23 protein-coding genes are annotated in these 19,798 nt (G+C 47.5%); 9 read left to right on the top strand and 14 right to left on the bottom strand.

Annotated features, from left to right (window positions below):
• Positions 1–162: 162 nt before the first annotated feature.
• The 4 genes from AAX10_RS01445 (at position 163) to AAX10_RS01430 (ending at position 3,948) form a co-directional block, all read left to right on the top strand.
• Positions 163–1,110 (top strand): D-2-hydroxyacid dehydrogenase, encoded by a 948-nt coding sequence (locus AAX10_RS01445; protein WP_046699645.1) that lies wholly within the window; start codon positions 163–165, stop codon positions 1,108–1,110.
• Between the two features lie 91 nt (positions 1,111–1,201).
• Positions 1,202–2,263, top strand: coding sequence for a methionine ABC transporter ATP-binding protein MetN (gene metN / locus AAX10_RS01440; protein WP_275540220.1), 1,062 nt, complete (start codon positions 1,202–1,204; stop codon positions 2,261–2,263).
• Between the two features lie 16 nt (positions 2,264–2,279).
• Positions 2,280–2,942: a methionine ABC transporter permease gene (locus AAX10_RS01435; RefSeq protein ID WP_226997795.1), complete on the top strand. Its 663-nt coding sequence runs from the start codon at positions 2,280–2,282 to the stop codon at positions 2,940–2,942.
• A 166-nt stretch (positions 2,943–3,108) separates the two neighbouring features.
• Positions 3,109–3,948 carry a MetQ/NlpA family lipoprotein gene (locus AAX10_RS01430; RefSeq protein WP_036365776.1) on the top strand — a complete coding sequence of 280 codons (840 nt, stop codon included), beginning with the start codon at positions 3,109–3,111 and terminating at the stop codon, positions 3,946–3,948.
• A 103-nt stretch (positions 3,949–4,051) separates the two neighbouring features.
• Here AAX10_RS01430 and ccmE read toward each other — a convergent pair whose 3' ends face one another.
• The 3 genes from ccmE to AAX10_RS01415 are packed head-to-tail and all read right to left on the bottom strand — an operon-like array spanning position 4,052 to position 5,650.
• Positions 4,052–4,561, bottom strand: coding sequence for a cytochrome c maturation protein CcmE (gene ccmE, locus AAX10_RS01425; protein WP_036363567.1), 510 nt, complete (start codon positions 4,559–4,561; stop codon positions 4,052–4,054).
• A 36-nt stretch (positions 4,562–4,597) separates the two neighbouring features.
• Positions 4,598–4,831, bottom strand: a complete 234-nt coding sequence (gene ccmD / locus AAX10_RS01420; protein ID WP_046699643.1) for a heme exporter protein CcmD — start codon at positions 4,829–4,831, stop codon at positions 4,598–4,600.
• An 18-nt stretch (positions 4,832–4,849) separates the two neighbouring features.
• Positions 4,850–5,650 (bottom strand): heme ABC transporter permease, encoded by an 801-nt coding sequence (locus AAX10_RS01415; protein ID WP_046699642.1) that lies wholly within the window; start codon positions 5,648–5,650, stop codon positions 4,850–4,852.
• Positions 5,651–5,860: 210 nt separating this feature from the next.
• Here AAX10_RS01415 and AAX10_RS01410 point away from each other — a divergent pair, with 210 nt between their 5' ends.
• Positions 5,861–6,466, top strand: coding sequence for a hypothetical protein (locus AAX10_RS01410; protein ID WP_226997794.1), 606 nt, complete (start codon positions 5,861–5,863; stop codon positions 6,464–6,466).
• A complete protein-coding gene (locus tag AAX10_RS01405; RefSeq protein WP_046699641.1) occupies positions 6,463–7,605 on the top strand; it encodes a glutathionylspermidine synthase family protein in 1,143 nt (380 codons plus the stop codon). The genes AAX10_RS01410 and AAX10_RS01405 overlap by 4 nt, the downstream gene beginning before the upstream one ends.
• A gap of 93 nt (positions 7,606–7,698) precedes the next feature.
• Here the strand turns inward: AAX10_RS01405 and AAX10_RS01400 are convergent, their stop codons facing one another.
• Entirely contained in the window at positions 7,699–9,045 is a 1,347-nt protein-coding gene (locus AAX10_RS01400; RefSeq protein ID WP_046699640.1) for a NarK family nitrate/nitrite MFS transporter, read from the bottom strand.
• Positions 9,046–9,267: 222 nt separating this feature from the next.
• The gene (locus tag AAX10_RS01395) at positions 9,268–10,530 is read right to left on the bottom strand and encodes an MFS transporter (RefSeq protein WP_046697788.1); all 1,263 of its coding nucleotides are present in this window, start codon (positions 10,528–10,530) and stop codon (positions 9,268–9,270) included.
• Positions 10,531–10,844: 314 nt separating this feature from the next.
• On the opposite strand from AAX10_RS01395, the gene AAX10_RS01390 reads away from it, so the two are divergent.
• Complete coding sequence (locus tag AAX10_RS01390) at positions 10,845–12,821, top strand: ATP-binding protein (RefSeq protein WP_046699639.1); 1,977 nt, start codon at positions 10,845–10,847, stop codon at positions 12,819–12,821.
• A gap of 81 nt (positions 12,822–12,902) precedes the next feature.
• Complete coding sequence (gene narL / locus AAX10_RS01385; RefSeq protein ID WP_036363547.1) at positions 12,903–13,562, top strand: two-component system response regulator NarL; 660 nt, start codon at positions 12,903–12,905, stop codon at positions 13,560–13,562.
• A 1-nt stretch (position 13,563) separates the two neighbouring features.
• Here narL and AAX10_RS01380 read toward each other — a convergent pair whose 3' ends face one another.
• Positions 13,564–14,388, bottom strand: coding sequence for a Crp/Fnr family transcriptional regulator (locus tag AAX10_RS01380; RefSeq protein ID WP_149038822.1), 825 nt, complete (start codon positions 14,386–14,388; stop codon positions 13,564–13,566).
• Positions 14,389–14,546: 158 nt separating this feature from the next.
• Between AAX10_RS01380 and can the strand changes: the two genes are divergently transcribed.
• Positions 14,547–15,170, top strand: coding sequence for a carbonate dehydratase (gene can / locus AAX10_RS01375; RefSeq protein ID WP_046699638.1), 624 nt, complete (start codon positions 14,547–14,549; stop codon positions 15,168–15,170).
• Between the two features lie 13 nt (positions 15,171–15,183).
• Here can and AAX10_RS01370 read toward each other — a convergent pair whose 3' ends face one another.
• The 8 genes from AAX10_RS01370 to moaB are packed head-to-tail and all read right to left on the bottom strand — an operon-like array spanning position 15,184 to position 19,768.
• A complete protein-coding gene (locus AAX10_RS01370; protein ID WP_046699637.1) occupies positions 15,184–15,795 on the bottom strand; it encodes an ATP-binding cassette domain-containing protein in 612 nt (203 codons plus the stop codon).
• Positions 15,796–15,798: 3 nt separating this feature from the next.
• The gene (gene modB, locus AAX10_RS01365; RefSeq protein ID WP_036363539.1) at positions 15,799–16,482 is read right to left on the bottom strand and encodes a molybdate ABC transporter permease subunit; all 684 of its coding nucleotides are present in this window, start codon (positions 16,480–16,482) and stop codon (positions 15,799–15,801) included.
• Between the two features lie 25 nt (positions 16,483–16,507).
• Positions 16,508–17,251, bottom strand: coding sequence for a molybdate ABC transporter substrate-binding protein (gene modA, locus AAX10_RS01360; protein ID WP_080947176.1), 744 nt, complete (start codon positions 17,249–17,251; stop codon positions 16,508–16,510).
• Positions 17,252–17,286: 35 nt separating this feature from the next.
• Positions 17,287–17,775: a molybdenum cofactor biosynthesis protein MoaE gene (locus tag AAX10_RS01355; protein ID WP_046699636.1), complete on the bottom strand. Its 489-nt coding sequence runs from the start codon at positions 17,773–17,775 to the stop codon at positions 17,287–17,289.
• Between the two features lies 1 nt (position 17,776).
• Positions 17,777–18,046, bottom strand: a complete 270-nt coding sequence (locus AAX10_RS01350; RefSeq protein ID WP_046699635.1) for a MoaD/ThiS family protein — start codon at positions 18,044–18,046, stop codon at positions 17,777–17,779.
• Positions 18,036–18,509: a cyclic pyranopterin monophosphate synthase MoaC gene (gene moaC / locus AAX10_RS01345; RefSeq protein ID WP_046699634.1), complete on the bottom strand. Its 474-nt coding sequence runs from the start codon at positions 18,507–18,509 to the stop codon at positions 18,036–18,038. The genes AAX10_RS01350 and moaC overlap by 11 nt, the downstream gene beginning before the upstream one ends.
• Complete coding sequence (gene mobA / locus AAX10_RS01340; protein ID WP_226997792.1) at positions 18,506–19,198, bottom strand: molybdenum cofactor guanylyltransferase; 693 nt, start codon at positions 19,196–19,198, stop codon at positions 18,506–18,508. Before mobA ends, moaC begins: the two co-directional genes overlap by 4 nt.
• 3 nt (positions 19,199–19,201) lie before the next feature.
• Positions 19,202–19,768, bottom strand: a complete 567-nt coding sequence (gene moaB, locus AAX10_RS01335; RefSeq protein ID WP_046699633.1) for a molybdenum cofactor biosynthesis protein B — start codon at positions 19,766–19,768, stop codon at positions 19,202–19,204.
• Positions 19,769–19,798 lie beyond the last annotated feature (30 nt).

The raw sequence follows: 19,798 nt of genomic DNA, 5'->3' as shown, positions 1-19,798 counted from the left end.
GGCTATGTTGGCACTTTTCAAGGTGGTCAATTTTGCCAAGCATTATTTGGGCGACATCAACCAATATTGATAAGATAATTTTGTATTCAGGTAAGAATTTGCACTTCATGGGTGTGGTAATTGTGCTATATTAAGGCAAATATTTATCAGCATGAGAACACAATGAAAGCTGTATTCTTAGACGCCAACACCTTTTCAAGTCAAACCGACCTTTCCCTACCTGGCAGTGTCAGCCATTATGAACGCCATGACAGCACGCCCAATGGCGCCGATGTCATCGTCGCACGCTGCCGTGATGCTGACATCATCATCACCAATAAAGTCATCATCAGCCGCGATGTCATCGAACGCCTACCCAATCTCAAGCTCATCCACGTCACCGCCACAGGCATCAACAACATCGATGCCGACGCGTGCAAGGAGCGCGGTGTCACACTCATGAATGTGGCAGGCTACTCAACCGTAAGCGTGCCAGAGCATACTTTTATGCTCATGCTTAATGTCATGCGCGCCGCTGCTTTTTATCACACACAGGCGACTGACGGCACGTGGCAGGCAGATGGGCGGTTTTGTCTGTTGAGTGAGCCGATTTTTGATTTACATGGTAAGACCTTGGGCATCATTGGCGCAGGCAACATCGGGCAAAACGTCGCTCGCATCGCGCGTGCGTTTGGCATGAAGGTGCTGCTCGCTGAACGCCAAGGCAGAGCACCGCGAGATGACAGTTATACTGATTTTGATGAAGTTCTAGCCACCTCCGATGTGATCAGCCTGCATTGTCCACTAACCGAGGAGACCGCCCACCTCATTAATGCAGATACCATCGCCAAAATGACAAAAAACCCCATCATCATTAACGTCGCTCGCGGTGCGGTGGTGGACAGTCATGCCATCGCCCATGCCATCGCCAATGGCAGTCTGTCAGGCTATGGCTCAGATGTCTTCGAGGCTGAACCATTCTCCGCTGACGATCCGTTATTAGCCCTAAGAGACCATCCACGAGTGTTTTTTACACCGCACAACGCTTGGGGCAGTTTGCACGCGCAAAACAAACTTTGGCAAATTCTAAGCGATCAGATAGATGATTTTATCCAAAATTACACCAACTAGCTTAGATTGATGATTTCATAAATTCTCTTTATAAAATGTGTTAAAATACAATATTTAACACATTTTTTATTATTTTAACCATCGCATTCACATGACAACATCCATGATACAGCTGACCCAAGTCAGTAAAGTATTTCACACCCAAAAAGACGGCAAGGATATCGAATTCACCGCCGTGCAACCCACAGATCTCACCATCAACCAAGGGGAGATTTTTGGGATTATTGGTTCATCTGGCGCAGGCAAGAGCACGCTGATCCGCTGTGTAAACCTACTAGAGCGTCCCACCACAGGTACAGTTGTACTAGACGGACAGGATTTGACGGCATTATCCGAGCACGAACTCATCAAAGCGCGTCGTAATATCGGCATGATTTTTCAGCATTTTAATCTGCTGCACTCGCGCACGGTGTTCGATAACATCGCTCTACCGCTTGAGCTATCAGGCGCACCCAAGGCCGACATACATAAGAAGGTAAATGAATTGACCGCACTTGTGGGGCTGTCGGATAAGCACGATGTCTATCCTGCCAATCTATCAGGCGGTCAAAAACAGCGAGTTGCGATCGCACGCGCACTAGCATCAGACCCTAAGGTTCTGCTGTGCGATGAAGCGACGAGCGCGCTGGATCCCGCCACCACACAGGCCATCTTAGCACTGCTAAAACAGATCAACAGAACGCTTGGCATTACCATCTTGCTGATTACACATGAGATGGACGTGGTTAAACGCATCTGTGATAGGGTGGCTGTCATTGATGGCGGCGTGTTGGTCGAGCAAGGTCAAGTGAGTGAAATTTTTGCTAATCCCAGGACTGAACTTGCTAAAGCATTCATCAATTCTACTTTTCATATCGGCCTGCCAGATGAATTCATGGCAACGCTCACCGATACACCTACCCACGAAGAATCTTACCCTGTGGTCAAGTATGAATTCAGCGGCAACTCGGTCGATTTACCACTATTCTCACAAGCCAGCAAATCTTACGGCGTGGAATTTAGCATTCTTACGTCGCAGATGGATTATGTGGGCGGTGTCAAGTTTGGCTTTACCATCTGCGAGGTGATGGGCAGTCCCACCGCCATCATGCAGGCGAATGAATTTTTAGCGGCGCACGGCGTGAATCTGGAGGTATTGGGTTATGTGGGATAAGATTTATACGGATTTTATGACCGAACTACATCCTAAGATGTGGGAGATGGTCGCCAAATCGACCTATGAGACCATCTATATGGGGCTGGCCGCGACGTTGATTGCTGTGGTTGTGGGCTTACCGCTCGGATTTCTGGCGTTTTTGACAGGCAAAGGTCGCATTCTACAGAACACGACTTTATTTCGCATTCTGGATGTCATCATTAACATCGGTCGCTCTGTGCCATTTATCATTCTGCTGATCATCCTACTACCTGTGACACGCCTACTCGTGGGTACGACCCTTGGCACGACTGCAGCGATCGTTCCATTGAGCGTGGCGGCGATACCATTCTTTGCGCGGCTTACCGCCAATGCGCTTACTGAGATCCCTACAGGGCTTACTGAAGCTGCCAAATCCATGGGGGCGACGCATTGGCAAGTCGTCAGCAAATACTACTTGCCAGAGAGCCTGCCGATGATCATCAATGCCATCACGCTCACGCTCGTCTCGCTCATCGGCTACTCGGCGATGGCAGGCGTGGTCGGCGGCGGTGGTCTTGGTAATCTCGCCATCAGCTACGGCGAACATCGTGGTATGATTTATGTTAAATGGATCGCTACCATCATCATCGTAGCGATTGTGATGATTTGCCAAAAAGCTGGCGATGTATTGGCTGAGAAAGTCGATCATCGATAAATGCTGACTATTTTCCAAAATGGAATAATAAATTTCTAAATTAAGCTATCGGTGCATATTGAATTATTAAGCGAATTTATGGTTTAATACGCACATAGTTGTATATGCAGCCTTATTTCATTCAACCTCAGTTTAACCGATCCATCGTGAATTAAAGAGTATCATCATGAAATTAAATAAATTTTTCGGTCTATGTGTTCTAGCCTCTAGTATCGCAATTGCAGGCTGTGGCGGCGACAAAAAAGCAGAGCAAGCAGCAGCGCCTGCTGACACTGACCAAGTCGCACAAACCATCAAAGTAGGCGTCATGAGCGGCCCTGAGCACGCAGTGGCAGAAGTTGCCGCCAAAGTCGCTAAAGAAAAATACGGTCTGACCGTTGAATATGTAGAATTCAACGACTACGCCCTACCGAACACCGCGGTATCAAATGGAGATCTAGACGCGAACGCCATGCAGCACAAGCCTTATCTTGACAAAGACAGCTCCGAGAAGAAGCTGGACAATCTGGTCATCGTGGGCAATACTTTCGTGTACCCATTGGCAGGCTACTCCAAGAAAATCAAATCTTTAGATGAGCTAAAAGACGGCGCTACCATCGCTGTGCCAAATGACCCATCAAACCTAGCTCGTGCGTTGATTTTGCTTGAAAAACAAGGTCTAATCAAGCTAAAAGACATCAACAATCTATTCTCAACCTCGCTTGACATCGTTGAAAACCCAAAAAACCTTGTTATCAAAGAAGTTGATACCTCTGTGGCCGCGCGCGCACTGGACGATGTGGATCTGGCGGTTGTGAATAACAACTACGCAGGTCAAGTAGGTCTGACTGCTGAAGATGGCGTATTCGTTGAAGCTAAAGACTCGCCGTATGTGAACATCATCGTAGCACGCAGCGACAACAAGGACTCAGAAGCCGTCCAAAACTTCGTCAAAGCATACCAAACTGACGAAGTAGAAGCCGAAGCTAAGAAACAATTTAAAGACGGTGTGGTTAAAGGCTGGTAATTCTCCAAGCTTTAATCACAACAAAAACCCTTTGATCATCAAAGGGTTTTTTGTTGGTATGGTTAAATCCTCACAACTAATATCATTACGATTTTTAAGTGCATTATTTTTGAGCGTTACGCTCATCAATCTCCGACATCGGCACAGCAGGCGTGAACTGTTCACCGCTCACATCTGCACCACGTTCGGCGTGTTCTTGTTTGAGCGATTTGGCGACTTCTGGCGGCATGTAATTCTCATCATGCTTGGCAAGTACTTCAGATGCAACGAACACGCCATCTTTTAGCTCGCCAGTCGCCACAATGCCTGAATTCTCAGCGAATAAATCAGGCAATACGCCGCGATAAGTCACAGGCACGACTTCTTTGTAGTCCGTGATCTCAAATTGAACGTTAAGCTGGTCGCTAGGATCTCGCTTAACGCTACCTGCAACGACCATACCGCCCGCGCGGATGCGCTTTTCTTCAGGGGCTTTACCTGCTGCGATGGCTGTCGGGTCAAAATAATAATCCGTCTGCTGGCGAATGGCGTACAGAATCAGACCAACGGCAATCACCGCGCCAACGAGCATGGCGATGACCCACATGAGCTTTTTTTGTCGAACGTTATTCATGATTTCTTTGTCTTTATAAGTGTATTTAAAAGGTGGTTAGCGTGGTGTACCAGTGCCTAATTCTTTGCGCTGTTTATTGGTTAGGCGATTGGTTTTTTTGGTGGTATTGGCTTGGCGCTGCAATCGAACGATGGTTGACGTACGTTCAGAGATCGCATGCCAAATCAACACAGCGATCGCCACAAAGGTGATGCTGTAGCACGCCCATACGAACGCGCCATGACCACCCATCTGCACAAAGTCGCTGACATTAGAAAAATATGGTTTCATCGCTTGCTCCCCTGTTGTTTAGTTTGGGTTGGCTGGCTTGTTAATGAGTTTTTGCACCCATGATTTATTATAATCACGAGCCAAGATCAGTGAATTGGTGCGATAGATGGCAAGTGCCGCCACCAAGAAGTACATGCCAAACAGCATGATAAGCAATGGCACCCACATACTCGCTGACATCTTTGGCGCATTCGTCACGGTAAAAGTCGCGCCTTGATGTAGCGTATTCCACCATTCCACCGAGTACTTGATAATGGGCAGATTCACCGCACCCACGATCGATAGAATCGCTGCTGCCTTGCCGCGGTTCTGACTGTGCTCAAAGGCAGAAAACAGCGCCATCACCCCAACATACAAAAACGCCAAAATCAGCATCGAGGTCAATCGCGCATCCCACACCCAGTACGTTCCCCAAGTTGGCTTCGCCCAAATCGAACCTGTCAAAAGACTAAGTATACAAAACACAAAGCCGATCGGGGCGATCGCCTGAGCGACGATGTTGGCAGTCTTAATTTTCCACACCAAAAAAATCACCCCAAGCACCGCGAGCGCAAAATAAATACTCATGGCAAGGCTGGCCGCCGGCACATGAATAAAAATAATACGATAGCTGTTGCCCTGCAGATAATCAGGTGGTGCAAATCCCAAACCCCATACCGTACCAATGCCAAGCAGTACCGCAGCGATAAGCGCAAGCCATTTCACCCATGGGGAGAAAATATTAAAAAAACGCTCTGTGCCGACCGTCGTCAAAAAACCTTGCCATAGACGACCAAAAAAACCTACTTTGGCGACATTTTTGGAATGAGTATCAGGCATGAGATATTACCGCATCAAGGGGTTAAATTAAAAACATAAATCAGCTAGATTATAGCATGACTTGGCGTTTTGGGAAATATATTGGCAATCAGCAGACAGCATTTATGCCAAAAATTCCTTGTAAAATCACTCATTTATCCGCATAATAATCATTACCGGTGCGATTTGATCGCCCCTTTTAAATTCTGGCAACTAAGGCAGTCCATTTCAATGAACCACAAAACTCGTAAATCATCCAAAAATATCTCACTGGTACTTCTAGGTGTTGGCGCGCTAGGTCTGTCCGCCTGTGCGCCTGCACCAAGTGAAGCACCTAAGACCAGCGAGCAGTCCTTGGCAGATGCTGAGCGTGAACTTATCGCTGCCCAAGAACGTCTGGCCGCCGCACAAGCCAAAGCAGAAGCAGAACAGCTCAACAACGCCGCTGCACAGCTTGAAGGCGATGCGACTGCCATACTAGATGAGCAAGCAGCCGTCGAAGGTGAAGCGAGCGCTGAGGGTGGTATGGGCGCAGGTGGCGCACTCTTAGCGGGTGCAGCAGCAGGTGCAGCGGCGGGTTATCTTGCCACCAAGGCCGCCAATAACCGTGTGGCAAATGCATCAAAAAACGCGCAGACCCCCACCATGACACAGCAGCCAGCCGCCACCAACCAAGCGCAATCTGCTCAGAGTGGTCAAGCAGCTGGCGCGCGTCAAAGTGCCGCCCAAAGCACCCAAAACTATCAAAGCAATCAAGCACAAAATCAAAACCAAACCACCAACCGCAGTGGTTTTGGCAGCACAGCCAAATCATCAAGCGTGGGAGCGACTTCGTGAAGCGAGTTAATATCGCCCCACGTCAGAATTGGCAAGATGAGATGCTTCGCATCGGCTTTGATTATCACAGTGTCGATGGCAACTACTGGCAAGAAGATGCCTGTTATGTCTTTAGCGAAGCGCAGATTGATGAGATTGAGCGCGTTACCGAAGAGCTGCATCAGATGTATTTTGCCGCGACCAGACACGTCGTGCAGACAGGCGATTATGCCCGCCTTGGGGTAAATGATGTCGCAGCCGCGTTGATTGAGTCGAGTTTTAAGGCACAAGAGCCGACTTTATATGGGCGTTTTGACTTGTGCTATGATGGCACGAACACGCCCAAGATGTACGAGTATAATGCCGATACGCCAACTTCTCTGTTTGAGGGCAGTGTCGCGCAGTGGTACTGGCTACAAGCCAGAAATGGCGAGCTTGCCGATGCTGATCAGTTTAACAGCATCCATGAAAGGCTGATGGTCGAATTCAAGGCACTAAAAGGCGACAGCCCTCTATACTTCACCGCTGTCGCAAGCAACGAAGAAGACTACATCACCACGCGCTACCTACAGGACGTGGCGGTACAAGCTGGTCTTGATACGCGTTTTATTGACATTCATGACATCGGTCATCGCACATCAGATGGTAAATTCGTCGATTTGCATGATGCGCCAATTCGTCAGCTGTTCAAGCTATACCCGTGGGAATGGCTTGTTGAAGAAGACTTTGGTAAGCACATCCTAGGTAGTGGCACGCAGTTTATCGAGCCTGCTTATAAGCTATTATTTAGCAATAAAGCCTTGCTTGCGGTGCTATGGGAGCTGTTCCCAAACCACCCAAATCTACTGCCTGCCTATCTGGATGAGGGTCGCTTATCTGGGGATTTTGTCAAAAAACCTTTCTTCTCTCGTGAAGGCGCAAACGTCAGCCTGCACACCTCGGCAGGCATCGAGACCACCGATGGCATCTACGGTAAAGAAGGTCACGTCTATCAGCAGGCGCATGCTCTACCGACTTTCGTCAACGCCAGAGGTCAGACCATGCATACGCTCATCGGCAGCTGGATCGTCGGACATAGTGCCGCAGGCATCGGAGTGCGCGAAGATTACACCGCCATAACCAAGGACACGAGCCTGTTCGTGCCACATGTGTTTAGATGACGATATTATAAATCTTTTTAAGATTTGTTTTATATCTTTAATGCAACAAAAAACAGCCCATGAAGAGCTGTTTTTGACGCTTTTATGGTGCGATTAGCACGGATATTCCGCCCCTTTACGGCTATAATACCACCATGTAATCACAAGGCAAAGCACATAAAAAACGATGAGCATGATAAGCGTGCTGTTCGCCCCAAACCAGCCGAACATCTTAGGGATAAAGAACCCGCCATAAGCAGCGAACGCCCCTGTAAAGCCGACCACCGCCGCCGATTCTTTGCGAGCGACATTGATAAGGTCGGGCGAGTTTTTGCGTTCATGCAGGGTGCGAAAGATGACAGGAATCATGCGAAATGTCGAGCCGTTGCCGATACCCGTGGTAATAAATAGCACCATAAAGCACGCAAAATACCCTGCAAAACTACCGCCTGTGCCATCTTTTGGCAAAAAGACAATCACGCCAACGGTCGCTGCCGCCATGACAATGAAGTTAAAAAACGTCACCCTAGCCCCGCCCATCTTGTCAGCGAGCCAACCCCCAACAGGACGGAACATCGCCCCCACTAACGGTCCTAAAAAAGCGACTTTTAGCGGGTCAACATCAGCAAAAGACTGCTTGATAAGCATGGGAAACGCCGCCGAAAAGCCGATGAACGAGCCAAACGTGCCAAGATATAGGATGCACATAACCCAGTTGTGATAGCGTTTGAAAATGACAGACTGGTCTTTAAAAGACGCTTTGGCGGACGATAAGTCATTCATAAAAAACCACGCAAGTGTCGCCATCAAAGCGATAAACGGCACCCATACAAAGGCAGCGTTGTGCAGATACAGGGTCTTACCGTTATCAAGCGTAACAACCGTGCCAATGACTGACAAGCCGATGACCGCAGGCACGACAAACTGCACGGTAGATACGCCCAAGTTGCCAAGCCCTGCGTTTAGACCCAAAGCCATGCCTTGCTTGGATTTGGGATAAAAAAACGAGATGTTGGACATACTAGACGAGAAGTTACCACCACCCAATCCGCAAAGCAGGGCGATGATGACAAAGACACCAAATGGCGTATTGGGGTTTTGTAGAGCAAATCCCATCCACAGCATGGGAACAAGCAGGCTTGCCGTGGACAGAGCCGTCCACCGCCGTCCACCAAACACAGGCACCATAAACGAATAAAAAATCCGCAAAGTCGCCCCTGATAAGGCAGGTAAGGCGGTAAGCCAAAATAGTTGGTCTTTGGTAAAATTAAAGCCAGCATCAGGCATACGCACGACCACCACCGACCAAATCACCCATACCGCAAAGCCTAGCAGTAGAGCAGGAATAGAAATCCATAGGTTGCGACTGGCAGTCTGCTTACCGCCATTTTCCCAAAACTCATCATCTTCGGGTCGCCAGTCGTGAATCACGCCCCCGCCTTTTAGTTCTTTATTTGTCATATCTCCCCCTTCTAGGAATGATGCGATCTGCAGATCACTCACTTGGATTGATTAAAGTTAAGGATTTTTGATGATTGACATTGTAGACAGATTTGCGCAAAATTTCGCTTATCCTAATGACTGACAAACCCAGCCAACTATGATACTTTGGGGGTAGATGAATTTATTTAGACAATAAAAAACAGACAATCCATAAAGATTGTCTGCCTATATCAGTCATGCTCATTTTTGGTTTTTCATTTTTAGCATGGCTTGATGCCCTTCTTCCATCTTAGGCTTAACTTCCGAGATGTAGATCCAGATCAAGCTCACCCATACCACGCCAAACATGATCATAAACGCTGATGAACGAACGCCTGTAATGTCCACCGCCACGCCGAACATGATGGGCAAGATGAATCCGCCCAAGCCCCCTGCCAGACCGACCACGCCAGAGACCGCACCCATGTTGTCTTTATATTCGTCCGATAGGTATTTGAACACGGACGCTTTACCGATGGCAAAGGCAATGCCTAACAGGAAAATTAAGACGGTAAAGACAGCAGAATTTAGGCCGATGTTAAAGGCGCGCTCACCATCGACGGTTTGTACGATAAGGCTTGTCTGCGGATAAGACAGAACGAACAAGAACAAGAATGACGCCCACAATACCCACCATGTTACAGTATGGGCTGAGTATTTGTCCGACAACCAGCCACCCAGCGCCCGCAGCACACCACCAGGCAAACTAAAGCACGCTGCTAGGAATGCCGCTGTTTGAAGTGTAAATCCATACTCATTGACATAGTATTTGGTCATCCACAGAGCAAGGGCGACATAACCACCGAACACGATAGAATAGTACTGACTATAACGCCATACGTTCGGGTCTTTTAGCACCGCCAATTGGCTGGCCACGCTGACATTACTTGCGGTGTGGTGTTCTTTTTTGTCAAATGATAAGAACCAAAAACCAATGGCAGTGATCAGCATAATGCCTGCATAGACTTTTGGTAAGAACTGCCAGCCACCATACGCAATGATCGCAGGGCCTACCATCTTAGTCAGTGCTGAACCTGCATTACCCGCACCAAACACACCCATGGCAAAGCCTTGACGCTCCTGCTTGAACCATTTGGCGACATAGGCGATACCCACCGAGAACGAACCGCCTGCCAGACCTGCAAACAGACCCAAGATCAAAAACTGCCAATACTGCGTGGCGTAACTCATCAAGAAAATCGGCACAACGGTCGCCATCATCAGCACAAAAAACACAATGCGTCCGCCATATTTATCCGTCATCATGCCCAGCGGCAGACGAATGAGAGAGCCTGTCAATACTGGTGTCGCCGCCAGCAGACCGAATTCAGTTTCATTTAATCCAAGCGCTTCTTGGATGGGAATCCCCAGGACCGCAAACATCATCCAAATCATAAAGCATACAGTAAATGCGATCGTGGACGACGCCAGCACGAGATTTTGTTTGGTTGCTTCTGTTGCCATCATCTTCTCCTTGTCAGAAGGTTGGCGTTATTAAGATTAAGAAAATTATTGCCAAAGCCTTATAAACTCTGAACATTTATTAGTCTTATGATAAGAAATATTTATTCTAAAAAAATTGATTCTAATCAATTTTTCCTTTGGTTATTTTTTGTTATGATGCATGCTTAATACTTTAGTGGTATGGAAAAAAATACGGAATTATATTATAAAAACACCATATTTTTCATGGATTTAAAAGATGAATTCTGGCAGGATTTTTGGAATAATTGCTAAAAATCAACTCCAATTCATCATGGCAATTCTTTAGGGGTATCATGGCGAATAATGACATGATGAACGGTATCTTGAAGCGATTTGATTTTCATCATTCCTTTGTCACGCGTGCGTGGACGATGGTGATGTTTATTACGCTGATCATCGCAATCTTAGGCGCGATGAGTTTTTCTTTATCTAAAGTCGCCAAGGCGGACGCCCAAGCCATCAACCAAGCCGGTGCCATTCGCATGGCAACTTACCGCATCAGTCACGCCCTAAGCATCGATGCCAAAGGCACACCCATTGACGTTCAGGCATTGAACGAAGACATGCTGATGCGCCTGTCACAGCTACGCAATTACCAATCCCTAGCCGGCAACCAACATGACAACATCGATCAATCCTTAATAAAAATAGAAAATCTATGGCATGACAATCTACAACCACGCCTGCTATCAGAAGATAATATCGGCTTTTATGAATCGTCGCTGGTTTATCTGACCAAAGTTAATAACTTCGTGCTAGACATTCAAAAACGCAGCGAAGTGCGTAGTCAGCAGCAGCAATACCTGCACATCGGTACGCTACTGCTGATCTTGACCGCCATGATCATCGGCATGCACGAGCTAAATAAAAACGCCCTAATCCCCCTAAAACGACTCACCGAGACCACCAACTCCTACAGGCAAGGCAGCCTAAAGCTTGCCAGTAGCAATCTGTCAGTCAAGGGCTACCGAGAAATCAATCAGCTCTCCGATGCGATGAGTGCGATGCTTGGCACTATTAACACGCATCAAAGCCAATTAAAAAGCGAGGTTCGCCGCACTACCGCACACCTTACGCAGGCCAATCAGGCGATCTATGCGCTGTATAACTTCGCTCAAAAAATCGTCACAGGCAACCTATCCAGCCTACAACTTCAATCTCTAGTTAAAGAATTCTCCGCTCTGCTCCCCAACAGCGAGATGTCATTGTGCCTACACGAAGAAGACAATCAGAACAACATCATCCTATCGCTGTCAGATAAAGAGATTCCTGAGTTTTGTACTCCTGAGGATTGCGATGAATGCCAATTAAAAGCGCACAGCAACACACGCATCATCCCCATCGAAGCATCGGGCAGACGCTGGGGCGAGCTGCTCGTCAATAACGCCAAAGAAAGCCAACTAAAAATCGACGTGGTGAATCTGGACGACAATCAATTCTTACCTCAAGAGGATTTATTGATTGCACTGGCCAACTTGGTTGCGCTGGCACTCGTCTCAAAAGAAAAGAAGAAACAAGAACAAGAGCTGCTACTGTCAGAAGAACGCAACACCCTAGCGCGTGAACTGCACGACTCCATCGCTCAATCATTATCATATCTAAAGATACAGCTAAGCATGCTAAAAACACTCATGCAGCAAAGCCAAAACTCGCTTGATGATGGGACTCGCGCCTTTCTATCAGAATCACATGCCAAACAGGCTCAGCTACTCACTCAGATGACCGAAGGGCTAAATGCCGCCTATGGACAGCTTCGCGATCTATTGACCACATTCCGCCTGCGCATCGATGGCGGGGATTTTAATGAGATTCTGTCTGCAACGATGGATGAATTTGCCCAAAAAGGCGGATTTAGCACCGCGTTTGACAATCAGATTCTAACCGTGCATCTGTCCGCTTCAGAGCAGATTGACCTACTGCAGATCATACGCGAGGCACTCTCCAACATCCTAAAACACGCCAGGGCCAGTCACGTAAGCCTAGCACTATGCCAAGACAGCGCCAGCCAAGATGTCGTCATGATAATCAAAGACGATGGCATCGGCATCGAACAAAGCGACAAACAAAAACAAGGTCATTACGGGCTTAGCACCATGGGTGAGCGCGCCGTAAACCTTGGCGGCATGATTGATATCTCTAACGCCGTACCGCACGGCACACAAGTCTCGGTACGATTCATGCCGCAGTTTTTCTTAAAACAATCCAAATCACCACCCCCAAAAACCAAACTAAACAGCTGGAGCGATGACGAAATCAACACTCTAACTTAGGCACTCGATGACGAATTAAATCATCAAGTGACCAATTAAATTAATAAAGCCAATATTGCAATATCAGCCAAAAGGTAACTCATGAGTCAAAAGATATACACCGCCGAAAATCCCGCCAAACTACTGCTCGTCGATGATCATCCGATGCTAAGACGCGGACTGTCTGATTTACTAAATCTAGAGATTGACGTTAGTGTCATAGGACAAGCCAATCATGGTGGTGAAGCGCTTGACTTCTTAGCCCAGCACGATGTCGATCTTATCGTATTAGATCACAACATGCCCATCATGAATGGCATTGAGACACTAAAAGCCGTGCGCGAACGCGAGATTGGTGTAAAGGTGCTATTATTCACAGTGTCAGACAATCTAAAAGATGTGCAAGACGCGCTAGAGCTGGGTGCTGATGGCTATCTATTAAAGGACATGGAGCCAGAGAAAATCATCGGTAATATTCGCCGAATCCTGCGCGGTGAGCTGGTGATCAGCCCTGCACTTGCGCCCATCCTAGCGGCTGCCATGAGAAAGCCCAACCAATCAGAAGCCACGCTAGACCTTACCGACAGAGAATTACAAGTACTTCACATGATCAAAGACGGCATGAGCAATAAGATGATCGGTAATAAGCTGGGTATTGCCGAATCCACCGTCAAAGTACACGTTAAGCACATATTGGCAAAAATCGGACTTCGCACGCGCGTGGAAGCTGCCGTGTGGGCGGTTAATCATTTACCAAGCTAGCTTATTCGCTAACAAGAGCCAGCAGCCCTTCGATGTCGATGATTTGATAGGTGGCGCCTTCTTTTTTGATGAGGTTTGCCGCCATCATTTCTTTTAAGGTGCGCGATAAAGTCTCTGGGCGCAGACCAATTTGTCCCGCCAATTGCTTTTGGGTGCATAGCAGCTTAAAAGGCTTATCAATCGGATAATGCGTGATAAAATAATAGCTTAGCTTAGATTTTGCCTGCACGAAAGCCAGTAAATCACTGCTGACAATGTGATGATGCAATCGCTTGCTGATGCATTCGCAGAACCATTTTAACAGCCCACCAAGCTCAAACTCATCAAGCGTCTTAAAATAACTCTCCACGCACAGGCTTGCCACGAGTGACGTACCGCAACTGGTGGCAGTGAGCTGATGGATACCGCCTTTGGTGCTAAGCAGCGCCGAATGCTTAGCAGCGATGGTTTCTTTGTTTTGAAGTGCAGATAAGTCTTCACGATCGGTCTTTTGCCAATCCCAAAGCACGCTTTCGTTAATAAGTCCGATGCTGTCATACTGAGCGATGAGCGATTCTTGGCCGCTGGGCAGCTGCCGATGGCAATCCACTCGCCCATCCAATAAAAAATATAAATTCACCACAGGGCTATGCTGCAAGAACACAATCTCGCCTTTGGTGTATTCATGGATAGACACCATCGACAATAGGGATTTTTTGATATCAATGCCCTGCTGGGTATTTGGCAGCAGCGCAAAGATGGGATGGCTTTCTAGCGCTAATAGATGCGCCTGATGAGATATGTCATTTAATTTCATGATGTTATTGGTATGGCTATTTTGTGCCATCTTAGCCAAATCATCCCAAAAACCACATTCCCCAAAAGTGCTGATCTCCACACCAAAACTACCCCCTTTGGCTAAGCCATCCTGCCTGTATTTGGTATGGTAGATTTAGGCGGGTGTGCTATTTTAAAGTCATAATTTGGCTTTATTTGGTATTCATCATGCTATCCGACCTACTAGAATCCAACCGTTTCTGGGCAGAGAGTCTGTCCGCCCGAGACCCTGATTATTTTCCACGCCTTGCCCGCCAGCAGTCGCCCAGGTATTTTTGGATTGGCTGTTCTGACAGTCGCGTGCCTGCCAATGAAGTGGTGGGACTGATGCCAGGGGAGCTGTTTGTCCATCGCAACGTGGCGAACATGGTCGTCGCCACCGACATGAATCTACTATCTGCCCTACAATATGCGGTGGATATGCTAAAGGTTGAACACATCATCGTCTGTGGGCATTATGGCTGTGGTGGGGTGCGGTCAGCACTGTCGCACCAAGAGTTTGGGCTGATTGACAATTGGCTACGCTCACTCAAAGGCATTCATTATCAGTATTTGGATAAATTTACCAATCTTACTCTTGATGGGCAGACTGACCTGCTCTGTGAGCTCAATGTCAAACGCCAAGTTACCAACGTCTGCCACACCACCATCGTCCAAAACGCATGGCACAGGGGACAAAAATTGTCCATACACGGCTGGATTTATGGGCTAGAAGATGGGCTGATTCATGACCTAAAGGTCAGCGTCAATGGCTTTGACAAACTGGCAGATGCGTTTGTGTATGAGATGTAATTGACCAAAACTTTTATAAATAAAGCATCTCATCTGTCAATCGCTCAATCTCGCTTTTGTCGTGGCTAACGTACAGCATAGGGATAGCCAGCGTATCACGAATATGTTCAAAAAACGGTAAAATCTCATCCTTATGCTCACGGTCTAAGGCGGATAATGGCTCATCGAGTAACAGGAGCTTTGGCGAGTATAGCAACGCACGCCCCAAGGCGACACGTTGTTTTTCACCTCCTGATAGGTTTTTTGGGTGGCGGTGGGTTAGGGTATCAAGTTTTAGTAATTCAATAATCTCATCAGGGTTAAATCGCCTATCACTTGGCGTGATGTTGTTGTAGCCAAACAGCAGATTATCTATGACCGATTTATGCGGAAACAGCTGGGCATCTTGGAAGACAAGCCCCACACGCCGACTTTGGGGTGACAGATTGGTCTTATCATCAAACCACACCTGCCCATCAATGATAATATATCCCTCTGTGGGCGTGATAATCCCTGCCAAAGCGTGCAAAATGCTACTTTTGCCCGCTCCCGACCGTCCAAAAATACCCACCACAGGGGCGGATTTGACAAGGTGGATATCAAGCATTTTTTTGCCAAGGCTTAGGCGAAATTGACAATCAAACATGGCTTATCCTTGTAATTTGGCGGACTGATGGCGGATGTACCACTGCGAAAACCACAACGCACAAAACGCCACCGCCACCGACAAAATCAAAAGTCGCATGATGGCATGGTCGCTATCGGCTTGCTGGAGTAGGCCATAAATGGCAAGGGGCAACGTGCGAGTCTCGCCTGCCACATTGCCCACAAAGGTGATGGTCGCCCCAAATTCGCCAAGACTGCGACAAAAGGACAATATCGCCCCCACCAAAATCCCGCCCCACGCAAGGGGCAGAGTTATCCCAAAAAATACCGCCACATCAGATGCCCCAAGCGTGCGAGCGGTCATTTCAAGTCGCCTATCCACCATCTGCATGGCAAGGCGTACCGACTGCACCATAAGCGGAAAGCCCATCACCGCACTTGCTAGCACCGCCCCTTTCCAATTAAAAGCAAATTCTAGCCCCAAAGCCGATAGGTGCTTGCCAATTATCCCTTGATTGCCAAACAGCACAAGCAAAATATACCCTGGCACAACAGGGGGCAACACAAGGGGCAAAAAAATTACCGTCTCAACAAGCGACTTACCCCAAAATTCCTTACGAGCAAGCCAATAGCCCACCAATACGGCAGGCACGATGTTGATAAGCAAACAACAAAAAGCAACCTTGAATGATAAGGTCAAAATGGCGATTTCATCAGGGGTTAGCATGGATAATGGCGGTTAATCAAAGGCTCTATTCTACCACACCAAAGCCGTATTTTTGATACACCGTTTTGGCGGTGTCGCTTTGTAGGTAGTCATAAAAGGCATGGGCGTTGGTACTTTGGGTAAGTTGCACCACAGGATAGACGATGGGTGCGTGGTCGGTTGTGGCAAATTCGCCAGCAATGCCCACCTGATCGCTCATCTTGGCATCGGTGGCATAGACAATCCCAAGCACACATTCGCCTCGAGCAACAAAGTTTAGGGCGGTGCGTACATCTGCCGTCTCCACCAATCTGCCTTGCATGCCTTGCCACCAGTTTTTGGCGGTTAGGGCTTGCTTGGCGTATTTGCCCACAGGTACGCTGTCGGTCTGCCCTGTGCAGAGCTTGCCATCAAACTGCCCATCCAATGTCTGTGCGGTCATGTCGATTGTGATGGGCATATTTTTGGGATAGATAAGCACAAGGCGGTTGTTTAGGAGTGGTGTACTTGCTTGTGCTTTGTCGGCTTTAACAAGATATTCTGCCCACTCCATATCTGCCGATACAAAGATATCCGCCCCTGCTCCCTGCTCAATCTGCTTGGCTAGGGTTGATGACCCCGCATAAGAGACGTTAACTTTGGTTTGATGGGCGGTTTCATAATCTTTGATAAGCTCATTCATCACATCGCTCACGCTAATGGCGGCGTAGAGCATGATGGTATCAGCTGAGGCAGGTGTGGCATTGTTATCATCGTGGCAAGCTGTCAAAAGTAGCATACCACACGCCATTAGGCTAAATTTTGTCATATTCACCCCAACTACCCCTAGCCATTATTAGACAACCAAAAACTGCTGTCGTCATCATAAAATTCCTGCTTCCACACAGGAATGTCGGCTTTGATGGCGTTCAGTAGCCACTCGCAGGCATCAAATGCAGGCGTACGATGAGACGCACACACCCCAACCCACACCGCCATATCGCCAATGCCAAGCTCGCCAATGCGATGAATGGCGACTGCGTGCGTGATGTCAAACTTGGCTTTGGCTTCACGGATGAGCTTCGCCCCATGATTGATGGCAAGCTGTTCATAGCCATAATAAGTCAGACGGCTCACCGCTCGCTTATTATTATGGTTACGCACCCACCCCTCAAACGTGACGAGCGCCCCCGCCGTGTCATTTAGTAGATACGATTTTAACAATCTATCATCAATGGGGCAATCCGACAAAGCAAAACCGTCCACTCGGGCAAGCTCATAGGCTTCATCCTTGGGCAGGCTTGTGATTAACGCATTATCATGAACCGTTTTCATATCAGCCCCCTGCCACAGGTGGAATAAAGGCAATCGTATCGCCTGATGAGACCTTATCACCCCAACTGCCAAACTCGTGATTGATGGCAACCGCCACTTTGTCTTGGTTTAAATCAAAGCCGTATTTGGCGGACAATTTGGCATAAATCATCGCCAAATCATCACTATCAGTCTGCACAGTCTCGCTATCCTTACCTGCCTGCTCGGCAAGGCTGGCAAAGTACAGCACGGTAAGGCTTATCGTATCAAGCGTTTGATTGTTATTTGTCATAATCGGATTTTCCCCCTGTTTTTTGGATAAGATGAATATCAGTTATCATGATGTCATGGCTGATTGCCTTGGTCATGTCATAGATGGTAAGGCACGCCAACGACACGGCGGTCAGGGCTTCCATTTCAACGCCTGTCTTATGGGTAACTTTGGCGGTCGCCCCCACCACGATGGCACACTCATCATCGGCATAACGAAAGCTCATCTTGATGGTGTCAAGGGGCAAGGCGTGGCATAAGGGTATCAGCTCATGTGTTTTTTTGCCTGCCATAATCCCTGCAATGTGGGCGGTCTGAATGATATTGCCCTTTTTGGTCATGCCGTCTGTGTCTTTGATGCGGCGGTACACGTCAGGGGTGAACACCACCTTGCCCTGTGCACTCGCGGTGCGTGCGGTGGCGATTTTGTCGCCCACGTCCACCATGGTGATGTTGCCGTCTTTGTCTAAATGGGTAAGGTTCATGATTGCTCTTTTTGTGGGTTGTTTTTAAAATACGACAATGCCAATTTAAATTCATCGGGCGTATTAAAATTGGCAAGATTTCGCCAATCTGTTGGCATGCGTGTTTGATAAATGGCTTTATCCTTTAAAAATTTCATCACAGACCGCTCGCCCTTATCCAAATATATTTTTAATTCATCATATAAAGACAACGAATAACAGCCTAATAACGGATAATCTTTATCGCCCGATGTGTCTTTTAAATATGCCCCATGATAATTTTTTAAATTAGACTTTTTTAATAAATTAAAAATTTGGCTAACATCAATCAAATTATCACAGCTAATTACCATCAAAAATTTATCGGATAAATTATTGTCCATTGTTTCATCTTGATTAACAAAATGAGTTTGACAATAATGAAAAGCCGATAAAAGACACGATAACGCCCCTGCATTTTTGATATAGTCATCAATCACAATGAGCGATGAATTGATTGGATTGGCGTTTTTAAAAAAAGATTTGTCCAAAAAACCCTTGTCATTATCACCAAGTAATATCGGCAGATTTAACATATTGGCATTATTGATGTGAAAATCAAGCAATGTCTGATGATTTGGCAAAGGTAATAATGCCTTGGGCGAACCCATACGGCGAGAATTACCCCCTGTCAAAATCAATAGACCAATCACGCTCATGGCTTTGCCCATCGCTTAGCCGTGCGTGGGATTTTGACGCATAAGATGTGGCACAAAGTTACATGGGCGTGTGCGGTTATCAAGCTGTTCTAACAAAATACCCTCCCAGCCCGTACGGCACGCCCCTGTCGAACCCGGCAAACAAAAAATCGCCGTGCTGTTCGCCATACCTGCCACCGCCCGAGATTGCAAGGTGGACATACCGATGTCATCTTTGGAGAGTAGGCGAAACATCTCGCCAAAGCCTGCCACTTCTTTGTCAAACAGCACCGACACCGCCTCTGGCATATTGTCCCGATGATAAAAGCCCGTACCGCCCGTGCTGATGACGGCATGAACATTGGGGTCAGCAATCCACCCACTCATCACGGCACGGATTTGGTAGATGTCATCTGTTGTGAGTTTGCGGTCGATGAGCGTATGCCCTGCTTTGACGATACTGTCTGCCAAATATTGCCCTGATGTGTCTTCGTCCAGCGTGCGGGTGTCGGAGACGGTCAGCACGGCGATGTTGAGCGGAATAAATGGTTTGTCCGCTTTTGGCGGGGCGATGTGATTGGGATTATTGCAAAGCTTGCACATAGGATTACCCTTGTAAATTAAAATAAATAA

This window comes from Moraxella bovoculi (genome assembly GCF_000988745.2).
GTDB classification, from domain to species: Bacteria; Pseudomonadota; Gammaproteobacteria; order Pseudomonadales; family Moraxellaceae; genus Moraxella; species Moraxella bovoculi.
This window is presented reverse-complemented; position numbering and strand designations above follow the sequence as displayed.

Coding starts and splice junctions, on each gene's coding strand:
- moaB (WP_046699633.1), bottom strand. CDS start 19,768: ATGTGCAAGCTTTGCAATAATCCCAATCACATCGCCCCGCCAAAAGCG.
- metN (WP_275540220.1), top strand. CDS start 1,202: ATGACAACATCCATGATACAGCTGACCCAAGTCAGTAAAGTATTTCAC.
- modA (WP_080947176.1), bottom strand. CDS start 17,251: ATGGCGTGTGGTATGCTACTTTTGACAGCTTGCCACGATGATAACAAT.
- mobA (WP_226997792.1), bottom strand. CDS start 19,198: ATGGGCAAAGCCATGAGCGTGATTGGTCTATTGATTTTGACAGGGGGT.
- AAX10_RS01435 (WP_226997795.1), top strand. CDS start 2,280: ATGACCGAACTACATCCTAAGATGTGGGAGATGGTCGCCAAATCGACC.
- AAX10_RS01430 (WP_036365776.1), top strand. CDS start 3,109: ATGAAATTAAATAAATTTTTCGGTCTATGTGTTCTAGCCTCTAGTATC.
- ccmD (WP_046699643.1), bottom strand. CDS start 4,831: ATGAAACCATATTTTTCTAATGTCAGCGACTTTGTGCAGATGGGTGGT.
- ccmE (WP_036363567.1), bottom strand. CDS start 4,561: ATGAATAACGTTCGACAAAAAAAGCTCATGTGGGTCATCGCCATGCTC.
- AAX10_RS01350 (WP_046699635.1), bottom strand. CDS start 18,046: ATGACAAATAACAATCAAACGCTTGATACGATAAGCCTTACCGTGCTG.
- can (WP_046699638.1), top strand. CDS start 14,547: ATGCTATCCGACCTACTAGAATCCAACCGTTTCTGGGCAGAGAGTCTG.
- AAX10_RS01370 (WP_046699637.1), bottom strand. CDS start 15,795: ATGTTTGATTGTCAATTTCGCCTAAGCCTTGGCAAAAAAATGCTTGAT.
- moaC (WP_046699634.1), bottom strand. CDS start 18,509: ATGAACCTTACCCATTTAGACAAAGACGGCAACATCACCATGGTGGAC.
- AAX10_RS01445 (WP_046699645.1), top strand. CDS start 163: ATGAAAGCTGTATTCTTAGACGCCAACACCTTTTCAAGTCAAACCGAC.
- AAX10_RS01355 (WP_046699636.1), bottom strand. CDS start 17,775: ATGAAAACGGTTCATGATAATGCGTTAATCACAAGCCTGCCCAAGGAT.
- narL (WP_036363547.1), top strand. CDS start 12,903: ATGAGTCAAAAGATATACACCGCCGAAAATCCCGCCAAACTACTGCTC.
- modB (WP_036363539.1), bottom strand. CDS start 16,482: ATGCTAACCCCTGATGAAATCGCCATTTTGACCTTATCATTCAAGGTT.
- AAX10_RS01390 (WP_046699639.1), top strand. CDS start 10,845: ATGGCGAATAATGACATGATGAACGGTATCTTGAAGCGATTTGATTTT.
- AAX10_RS01380 (WP_149038822.1), bottom strand. CDS start 14,388: ATGGCACAAAATAGCCATACCAATAACATCATGAAATTAAATGACATA.
- AAX10_RS01415 (WP_046699642.1), bottom strand. CDS start 5,650: ATGCCTGATACTCATTCCAAAAATGTCGCCAAAGTAGGTTTTTTTGGT.
- AAX10_RS01400 (WP_046699640.1), bottom strand. CDS start 9,045: ATGACAAATAAAGAACTAAAAGGCGGGGGCGTGATTCACGACTGGCGA.
- AAX10_RS01410 (WP_226997794.1), top strand. CDS start 5,861: ATGAACCACAAAACTCGTAAATCATCCAAAAATATCTCACTGGTACTT.
- AAX10_RS01395 (WP_046697788.1), bottom strand. CDS start 10,530: ATGGCAACAGAAGCAACCAAACAAAATCTCGTGCTGGCGTCGTCCACG.